This window comes from Mesorhizobium waitakense, from assembly GCF_056431085.1.
On record NZ_JBWKME010000037.1, the window covers coordinates 22,872 to 30,862 of the forward strand.

5 protein-coding genes and 1 pseudogene are annotated in these 7,991 nt (G+C 58.5%); all 6 read left to right on the forward strand.

Annotated elements, in window-relative coordinates:
- The first annotated feature begins 60 nt into the window (after positions 1-60).
- The 6 genes and pseudogenes from AC07FD_RS09670 to AC07FD_RS09695 all read left to right on the forward strand — a co-directional run bounded on the left by AC07FD_RS09670 (position 61) and on the right by AC07FD_RS09695 (position 7,730).
- Complete coding sequence (locus AC07FD_RS09670) at positions 61-537, forward strand: helix-turn-helix domain-containing protein (RefSeq protein ID WP_478349642.1); 477 nt, start codon at positions 61-63, stop codon at positions 535-537.
- Between the two features lie 21 nt (positions 538-558).
- Positions 559-1,125 (forward strand): ImmA/IrrE family metallo-endopeptidase, encoded by a 567-nt coding sequence (locus AC07FD_RS09675; RefSeq protein ID WP_478349643.1) that lies wholly within the window; start codon positions 559-561, stop codon positions 1,123-1,125.
- Between the two features lie 595 nt (positions 1,126-1,720).
- Positions 1,721-1,843, forward strand: a pseudogene (locus AC07FD_RS09680) (NAD(P)-binding protein); the annotation flags it as partial.
- A 108-nt stretch (positions 1,844-1,951) separates the two neighbouring features.
- Complete coding sequence (locus AC07FD_RS09685) at positions 1,952-3,952, forward strand: ABC-three component system protein (RefSeq protein WP_478349646.1); 2,001 nt, start codon at positions 1,952-1,954, stop codon at positions 3,950-3,952.
- Positions 3,949-4,596, forward strand: coding sequence for an ABC-three component system middle component 1 (locus AC07FD_RS09690; RefSeq protein WP_478349644.1), 648 nt, complete (start codon positions 3,949-3,951; stop codon positions 4,594-4,596). The genes AC07FD_RS09685 and AC07FD_RS09690 overlap by 4 nt, the downstream gene beginning before the upstream one ends.
- Positions 4,593-7,730 carry an AAA family ATPase gene (locus AC07FD_RS09695; protein ID WP_379078718.1) on the forward strand — a complete coding sequence of 1,046 codons (3,138 nt, stop codon included), beginning with the start codon at positions 4,593-4,595 and terminating at the stop codon, positions 7,728-7,730. Before AC07FD_RS09690 ends, AC07FD_RS09695 begins: the two co-directional genes overlap by 4 nt.
- Positions 7,731-7,991 lie beyond the last annotated feature (261 nt).

Sequence of the window (7,991 nt, forward strand, 5' to 3'; positions counted from 1 at the left end):
GGTCGAAGACCCGATCGAAGACGTCGAGATTGATGTGCCGGTGAAGCGCAAGGCGGCATAATGTTTAATAGATCGCGGCTTACCGTGGCTCGTAAGCGGGCCGGCCTGACGATGAAAGAACTCGCTGCAAAGACTGGTATCGAACCACGTACGGTCACGGGCTATGAAGCGGGGGAGTATCTTCCGAGCGAGGATGTTGCCAAGAAGCTTGCTCGCACTTTGGGATTTCCCCTTTCCTTTTTTCTGTCGGATGATCTGGACATTCCGCGCGAAGAGGGGGTCAGCTTCCGATCGATGAGCAAAATGACGGCCCGCCAGCGAGACGGGGCGATTGCCGCAGGGGCAATTGCGTTCTTGATGTCTGACTGGTTGGATACAGAGTTTGATCTGCCCGTCTCTGCTGTGCCCGATATGCGAGAAGACACACCTCAAAGTGCTGCAGCCGGCCTCCGTGATTTTTGGGGCCTTGGCAACCGGTCCATCAAGAACATGGTGCACCTTCTGGAGTTGAGGGGGGGGGGCGCGTCTTTTCCCTAGGCGAGGATGGAAAGGAGGTTGATGCCTTTTCAGTCTGGCGTGGGGAAAAACCTTACGTATTTCTCATTTCCCAAAAGTCTGCCGAGCGAAGCCGTTTCAGGGCATCTTGTCTTGCACAAGCACGCGGCGCCAAATGGTCTTGAGGCCGAAAAACAAGCGAACGAATTCGCTGCGGCTTTCCTTATGCCAGAAGGTCCTCTACGGGCGGTAGGTCGCATCACGGGGCTGCCAAAAGTTGTCGAACTTAAGCGAGCGTGGTCGGTTTCAGTGGCCGCAATGACGTATCGGCTTCATGAACTCGGTTTGGTATCGAAGTGGACCTATCAGCAGTTGTTTATGGAGATTTCTCGGCGGGGTTGGCGAACGGATGAACCAATGCAGATGTGCCGTGAGCAGCCGCAGGTGTGGAAGAAGTTCCTTGATAATCTCCGTCAGGATGGGGCCGGTGTGGATCGACTTTCGAGCAACCTGTCCGTTCCTGAATCAGAGGTTGTCAAACTTCTTTTTGGCCTTGTGACTATGGGCGTGCCATCCACGCCAAATGCTTTGACAACCCCCAGAAGGGGAAATTTGCGGCTTGTGAAGTGAGGCAGATCGCTCCCTGTAAGGGCAACCGTCCTCGTGACAGCTGTTCGGCGATCCGGCAAGGTCGCTGCCTGCTCTATCCTGTCATAATCCGCAGTGTTTAACCAAGCTTGACTAGTCATGCACCGCGATCGGACAAGCGGTCAGATTTCATTCGCCACGGCTCCATGCAAATGGCGCTGTGACAACCGGCGTTCAACGTCCAGTGCCCGCTGGTGGCTGAAACAGCAAAGCAACACGCAACCGCGAAGTGCGGGCCTTGCTGATTGAAAACTTTCTTGGCGCGACTTTCCAATACCCGATAAGTAAGCAGGAGAGGGGCATCAACTAGGCTGCGGTCGTATCACCTGCTTCGGCGACGGCTGTGCGGCTGGACGAATCTATCAATATAAGTCTGGGCTCCCAGTCACAATGCTAGCCGCGCTCTCGTGCGGCTGATGGAAGTAAATATTAATGGAAACCATAGTGATGGATCACGTCGACCTGATTAACGTCTTCCCAGACGCCGTCTGCAAAGGCAGTCTATTTCGTTGGTCCCTTCCACCCTCGCATCACTTTCTATTCGCAACAGGTTCGCGCCCTGCGGCTCGCCCAAGCGATGCACGGGCTAGATCTTGTCAAAGCTAGTCATCAGATCGCGGTCGTAGGCGCTGGCGCTGCTGGTTCGACCCTTGCGTGTGCACTTGCCCTGCTCGACAAGCAGGTGACGCTATACGATCCTGCGTCGCAGATTTTGCAATTACAGAGTGCGTCGTCGCGCCTTCTTCATCCGCACATATATGAATGGCCCACTCGAGGGTCGCTCGACGATCGAGCTGGCCTGCCGGTAATGGATTGGTCGGCAGGGACGGGCGGTATCGTGTGTAACGCACTGCGCGGCGAGTTCTCGAAGATTGACGTGTCGCTGCCCAACCTGACGTTTCGGCCAAGCCACAAGCTGGTCGAAATTGCGCCATCAGGTGCGGCCTGGCAGCTTACTTTTGGAGCTCCCGACGGCCTTCAAAACCGCATCTTTCAGCACGTCGTCCTCGCCATGGGATTCGGAGATGAGCGGTCGTCTGGCGACGTGGTACCCGAAGACTATTGGCGGCCGGGTTCGGTCGGCACGTCGGCAACTGAACCAGTCTCAGGCGCCAGCTATATCGTCAGCGGCAATGGCGACGGCGCGCTGACGGAGACACTGGGACTCCTAGTCGATGGGTTCGAGCATGTCAGCTTTACGCGCGGCTTCCTTGGGCTCTTTCCAGGCGACGAACTTCGCATCGCGGCGGACATCATCTTCACCGGGGCGGCGTTCGAACAAGATATCGAGGTGAGCCTGCGCACTAATCTTCTACCAATCTTGGAGATGCATAGCGTGCTGGATCGGCTGCGCCCCATGCTCCGCAAAGACCGGGTCGTCACAATCAACTCGAGTGGCCCCCTGTTTGCTGCCGGCCGGGCGTCGCAGCTTAACCACTGCTCGGTGTTCGCGCTGCTCGAAGCAGCTCGGGGTGAAGGCGTCACAGTCCAACGTACGAGGGGGTCTGTTAAAGATACGAAGAAAACAACGGCTGGTACCGCGCTGGTGGGCATCAGCCTCGGCACCACTCCGTATGTCGGCTCATTCAAGCACGTCGTACTGCGTCATGGGCCTGACATAGAGAACAGGTACGCCCCCGCCGCTACGCTTCTGGCTGACTATAAGGCGCACCTGACTCCACTGCTTGCCGCTACACCTGGTCTGGCGGCCCCCCCAGTACTGGACGAAGCAACCTTCGAACTGTTCGAAGAACTGCGAATTCAGAAAATCGCGGATTACGCATCCAAGCAGCAGCAGCTTGTTCAGGCCGATGAAGCAAAGCGAATTGTAGAAATCCTGGTTGACCCCGCTGCGCATGTTCTGATCGAGCGCGGCAGCCAGAAATTGGCCGAAGTAGCGCTCGCTTGCGAGCAGCTCCCTAAGCGCGTCACGATTGATATTCACGTGCTGCCAAACCAGCTGCCGGAGGCGATAGATCTCGTCCGGCTAACCAGAGGTAGTGCCGGCAAGATTGATCTCCGGGCGTACCCGGCCGTTTCAACCGAGTGGACAAAGCTATTACCCGGGATCGGCACAGCACCCGCTCCTACATCCGTGCGAGCGGCCCAGGACTATGACGGCGCCCAAATAATGCCCAGTGTCGATGCGTGCCTTATGCGGGCGCTGGACGGACGTGTTCAACAGGCCATTGCGCAGGGGCAAACCCCTCCATTGGGGAAATTGTCGGCTCCACTACTTGCTGAAGTCGGCAAGGCCTGGAACGCGTGGCAGCAAATATTGGATGCGAACCACACGCTACGCTTTGATTTTCTTCGCTGGCTCGCTCAAGTCGATCAGCAGGCAATCAGCCCATGGGACGGTGACTATGGTAGTATTCAGCGCATGGCGAACGCGCTCATCATGATCATGGCAGCGCACTGTCAGCAGCCGTTTGCACCTATATCGGTCGAGCGCGGCAATCTTAGCTTTGCAACCGATGCCGTTGCACTGGGCACGGGATGCGAAGTGATCGGTTCTGATCCAATCTCAATCCGGACGGAACCTGACGACTGGGGTGTCGACGCGCTGATTCTTTCGGCCAGCGGCGAGGTTGACGTCCGAAACCCCGCGGGCCGTGTTCTCGACGGGGGCACCATTGGAACAACTATGAGGGCCGCGCGACGTGTTAGCCCGGCAATTATTCAAAATACCGGTTACTGGCGAACGCGTTTGGCTGGTGACCTCGCCCAGTGGAAAGAGGCTGTGGCTGAAGAGTTCGCCGCACTGCGCCAGCGTCAGGACGACCAGCTAAACGGTGTGTCGAAATGACGGCGGAAGAGCTCAATTACCGGCTGATTGAATCCGCCAAGGTTTTAGATTGGACGACGGCGATCGTGCCCGAATTCACGCTTGCTAAGTTCCGTGGCCGGTCGGACGAGACCACGGTTCCGCTTCCCGCTGGGACCTATGGTCTACGACTTGGCGACTATCCGACAATCGTTGCGCCGGTGGTGCTTGGCAGCGTGGAGGAGATGCAAGCGTCGCTCCGCAGGCTGCATAGCCAGATGGTCATTGCGCGGTCATACATGCGCGCCGAGGAAGTCATCAACGCCCACTTGATGCTTTGCGCGACCAATCCTTCGCCTGACGCGGATTGGCGCAGCGTTGTAGATCTTGCGGAGCGGGACGAGACGGTCTGTCGCAAGATCATATGGATTCCTGACACGGGGGCGATGGAAGCCTCGTACAAGGATTTCCTCACCAGGACATTTCTTGCGGCACCGTGGCGCGAGGCCGACGAGAGCCTTAACGCGCCACTGGACAACAACCAAGGATTGGCTCAGCGGACCCTGGTCGCCCGCGGGCTAACAAACGAAGTCGCCCAGCAATGGGTCAGCGCTGTGAGGCGAGTGAAGGATGATCCCGACGCTCTGGTTGTAGAGTTGGTCTCGGCAAGAGAGGCAGCACAATGAGCCAAGTCTATCTCACCGGTATCGAGCTTGTGCAGTTCCGCAGCTTCGCAAGTCTCAAGGTAGAACTGGCGGCACGGCCGAGCGTGCTAATCGTCCACGGAAGCAATGGACTGGGCAAGTCGTCGCTTTTTGATGCACTGGAGTGGACGCTCACCGACAATATCGACCACTTCCGTCCAGCCAATGGGTACGACAAGGTGGGCAAGTACCTGTGCCGCTGGCGTGATGAACCCGGCTCGACATCGGTCGCGATGAGTTTTTCGGACGGCAAGGTGATTGAACGTCAGCTTGCCTCGCCCCAAGCGGTCATCTCCACGCTGGCCGGGGTGGATGACGTCTCGCAGTATCTCAGGACCGATGCGTGGAAACCACAGATTAGCGCTCTCAATCGCTATCTACTCCTTACTCACTTCCTCGGGCAGTCGACGCTTTCTCGGCTGACGCATCGATCGTCTGATGAGCGCTTCGAGATCCTGAAGGAGGCGGCGCAAAGTGCCGAACTTGAAGCAATCGGCATCGCAATGCATGGGAAAGGCAGCAATGCCGCCGCACGCGCATTCACGAAGCGGATCGGTGATCTCGAGCGAGACATCAATGACCTGAGAAACCTCCTCTCCCAAGAGACCGAGCTCTGGAAGGGTGCTCACGCTTCGGGAGCAATCGACGATGGCGCCGCGCGCGACCTTGTTCAACAGATCGCTAGTGCCCTGAGTCGCGTGTCGCCGGTGATTGGAAGCAACGTGCCGGGGTCCATAAGCATTGACCGCTTTAGCGACGATGCATTGCAGACATCAATAGCTACCTCAGCTGGAGCGGTCAGAAACCGTCGTCTAGCGATCGCGCAATCGCGGCTTGTGCTGGAAGAGAAGGGCCGGAACTCGCTCGAAGTAGTGCAGAAGAGAGCGGCGTCGTTGGAGGCGGAGCGCGAACTTGCGACGGCAGCCGCGGCGGCCACGCAAGCCACTACCGATGCTGCTGCCAAGCGCAGGGAGGCCGCGACGAAACTGCAAGCTCTTGCGACCACGCGAAACGCGCATATGCAGCTCGTCCAGCTACGCGAGGCTACAGCGCGCCTTGCGCAGCTGCGCGATGAGCATCGGCGATTTGCAATTTCGCTGACGGACGCGGAGCGGTCGCTCAAAGGCACAGAAAACGAGGTCGAACGAGTTGAGCGCAGGCGCCAGATCATTGCGCGCCTCGAGAGCGAAATCAGTTCAACCGACAACCAAATCGCCTCATTGCGAGAAGAGGTCGACCGGTGTGCCCAATGGATCGCACGATCAAGCAGCTTAGACGTTCAGCGGCGGACGCTGGCGTCGATGGAGCTGAGGAACCCGTCCATCGATCAGGCAGTCGACGCTGCCGCGGACGCTTTAGAAGAAGCACACCGGGTAGCAGATGTACAGGGATCGCTGCTTTCGGAAATGCAGAAGTCAGTTAGTGCGCTGACCGCAGCCGTTTCCACGATTGCCACCCACCTGCCGGTTGATGCTTGTGACTGTCCGGTTTGCGCTACCCGCTTTGACAATGCGGACCTGCTGCACGAACGCGTCGCGCTTGCGGCCGCGCGCCTGGCACCGCTGCTCGTCGAGCAAGAAGAAGCATCACGCCGCGCACAGACCGAACTGAACGCTGCCACGGATCGGCTCAGAACATCGCGAGAACTTCAATCGGAAATCCGGCTGACTCGCCAGCGACTCACTTCCGAACAGTCTCACAATGACCAGTTGCTCGAAAGGATCGCCTGGGTAGGTCCCGCAGACTTGAGTAGCCTTGAGGGCTATCGTCTCGAGCTCGTATCGAAAATCCAGGCGCTCCAGGCAAGACGCGACCGTCGCGGGCGTTGGATCTCTAGCTTGGCACCAGACGATATTTCCTCCTTGCTGGGTGATGCCATCAGAAGGCGCGACGACGCGTTACGCCAGCGGGAAACGCTGGCTCGTCGTCTGTCCGATCTCGCTGCAGCCGAACAAGCCTCTGCTACGGAAGTTTTAACTCGTACGACAGTGATCTTTCCGAGCGAGCCAACACAGCTCCGGGCGGACTGGCTAGAATCCGCTATCGATACTGTCGCCCACGAGCTACAGCGGGCTCAGGAAGCTTCCGACGCGGCTCGTGATGTCTCCACCGAGTTCGATGCGCGTGCAGCGTCGTCACAGCAGGCGGTCGCGAGCGCAGCAGCGCGGGTCGAGGAGCTAGAAAAGCAGCTTGCGCAAGCCGTTTCCGAGGCGCAGCGCATTCAATCGCAATGGCATCAGCTCGGATGGTTGGAGAACGGTCCGACGGTGTTGGATCTAGAAGGTGTCGATCAAGATTTGGCCGCTTCCGAGAGTGCCGTCGAGGAAGCGACGCTGATCCATCGCCGACTTCGTGAAGGTCGTGAGGCATGGGCACGTCAACAGGCCCATCGAGGAACCTTCGAACGCCTGCGCCTGGCGGTCGACTTGGCGCCCAACAGCGAGCGCGATCAGATACGCGACGTGGGTGAAAAGAATTTGGCCGAGAAGCAGCGGCAGTTAGAGGCGACGAAGCAAGCCAAGGAAATCGCCAGTCTCGCAAGCACCGACATTGCACGCGAGGTCGAAGAGTTCAACGCTGAATACATTCAGCCTCTCGACGCGCTGATGAAACAGATCAACAGGGCAATCCTGTGTGACCCTCGCGTTGGCATCGACCTTCATGTCAGGCGTAAGAAAATTGAGCAGAGCGCATCGAGCAATGGAGAGGTGCCGGCCGCCATTGGCCAGATTGACCCGCTGCTCGTGCACAGCGAAGGGCAGATGGCGGCTTTGGCGGTAAGTATGCTATGTGCTGCAAGTCTCACCTACCCATGGGCACGCTGGCGCGCATTGATCCTCGACGATCCGCTTCAGCACAATGACGCCATCCACGCGGCCGCGTTCGCCGACTTCATTGCAAACTTAGTGCAGCAGAAGGACTATCAGGTCCTGCTTTCAACTCACGACTTGGGTCAGGCAGAATTTCTGCAGCGCAAGTTTGATGCGCGTCGTATTCCGTGTGCCACCTTGAGCTTGCTGGGGCGGGGCAAGGAAGGCGTCGAGTGGGTGTTCAAGCATTCGCGGCTGGGACATGGCGTGCTCGCCTCTGCTCCACCTCCGGCCGCCAATGCATGAATCGCTGCCGTGCCGGCCGGGGAGGTGGCCGGCATGGATCCGCAGCGTGCCGGTCCATGCCCTGCGCGGCACGATCCGGGCCTTCTGCGGCCAGCGCTGAGCCTTTCTGGCCTTCAACTCGTGATGGCAGGCACGCGCCACCAGGCGCCGGAGAGTCCGGACAAGGTGTCCAGACCCGATAGGGTTAGAAGTCTTCCGTGTGCTGGCAGTTATACCAAGAGTCATTGGGTTTGACCGACATGGGCCCATTCTCGCATTCCG

Excerpts from the sequence above, each read along its gene's own strand:
- AC07FD_RS09670 (WP_478349642.1), top strand. The coding sequence starts at position 61 with ATGTTTAATAGATCGCGGCTTACCGTGGCTCGTAAGCGGGCCGGCCTG.
- AC07FD_RS09675 (WP_478349643.1), top strand. The coding sequence starts at position 559 with ATGCCTTTTCAGTCTGGCGTGGGGAAAAACCTTACGTATTTCTCATTT.
- AC07FD_RS09685 (WP_478349646.1), top strand. The coding sequence starts at position 1,952 with ATGGATTGGTCGGCAGGGACGGGCGGTATCGTGTGTAACGCACTGCGC.
- AC07FD_RS09690 (WP_478349644.1), top strand. The coding sequence starts at position 3,949 with ATGACGGCGGAAGAGCTCAATTACCGGCTGATTGAATCCGCCAAGGTT.
- AC07FD_RS09695 (WP_379078718.1), top strand. The coding sequence starts at position 4,593 with ATGAGCCAAGTCTATCTCACCGGTATCGAGCTTGTGCAGTTCCGCAGC.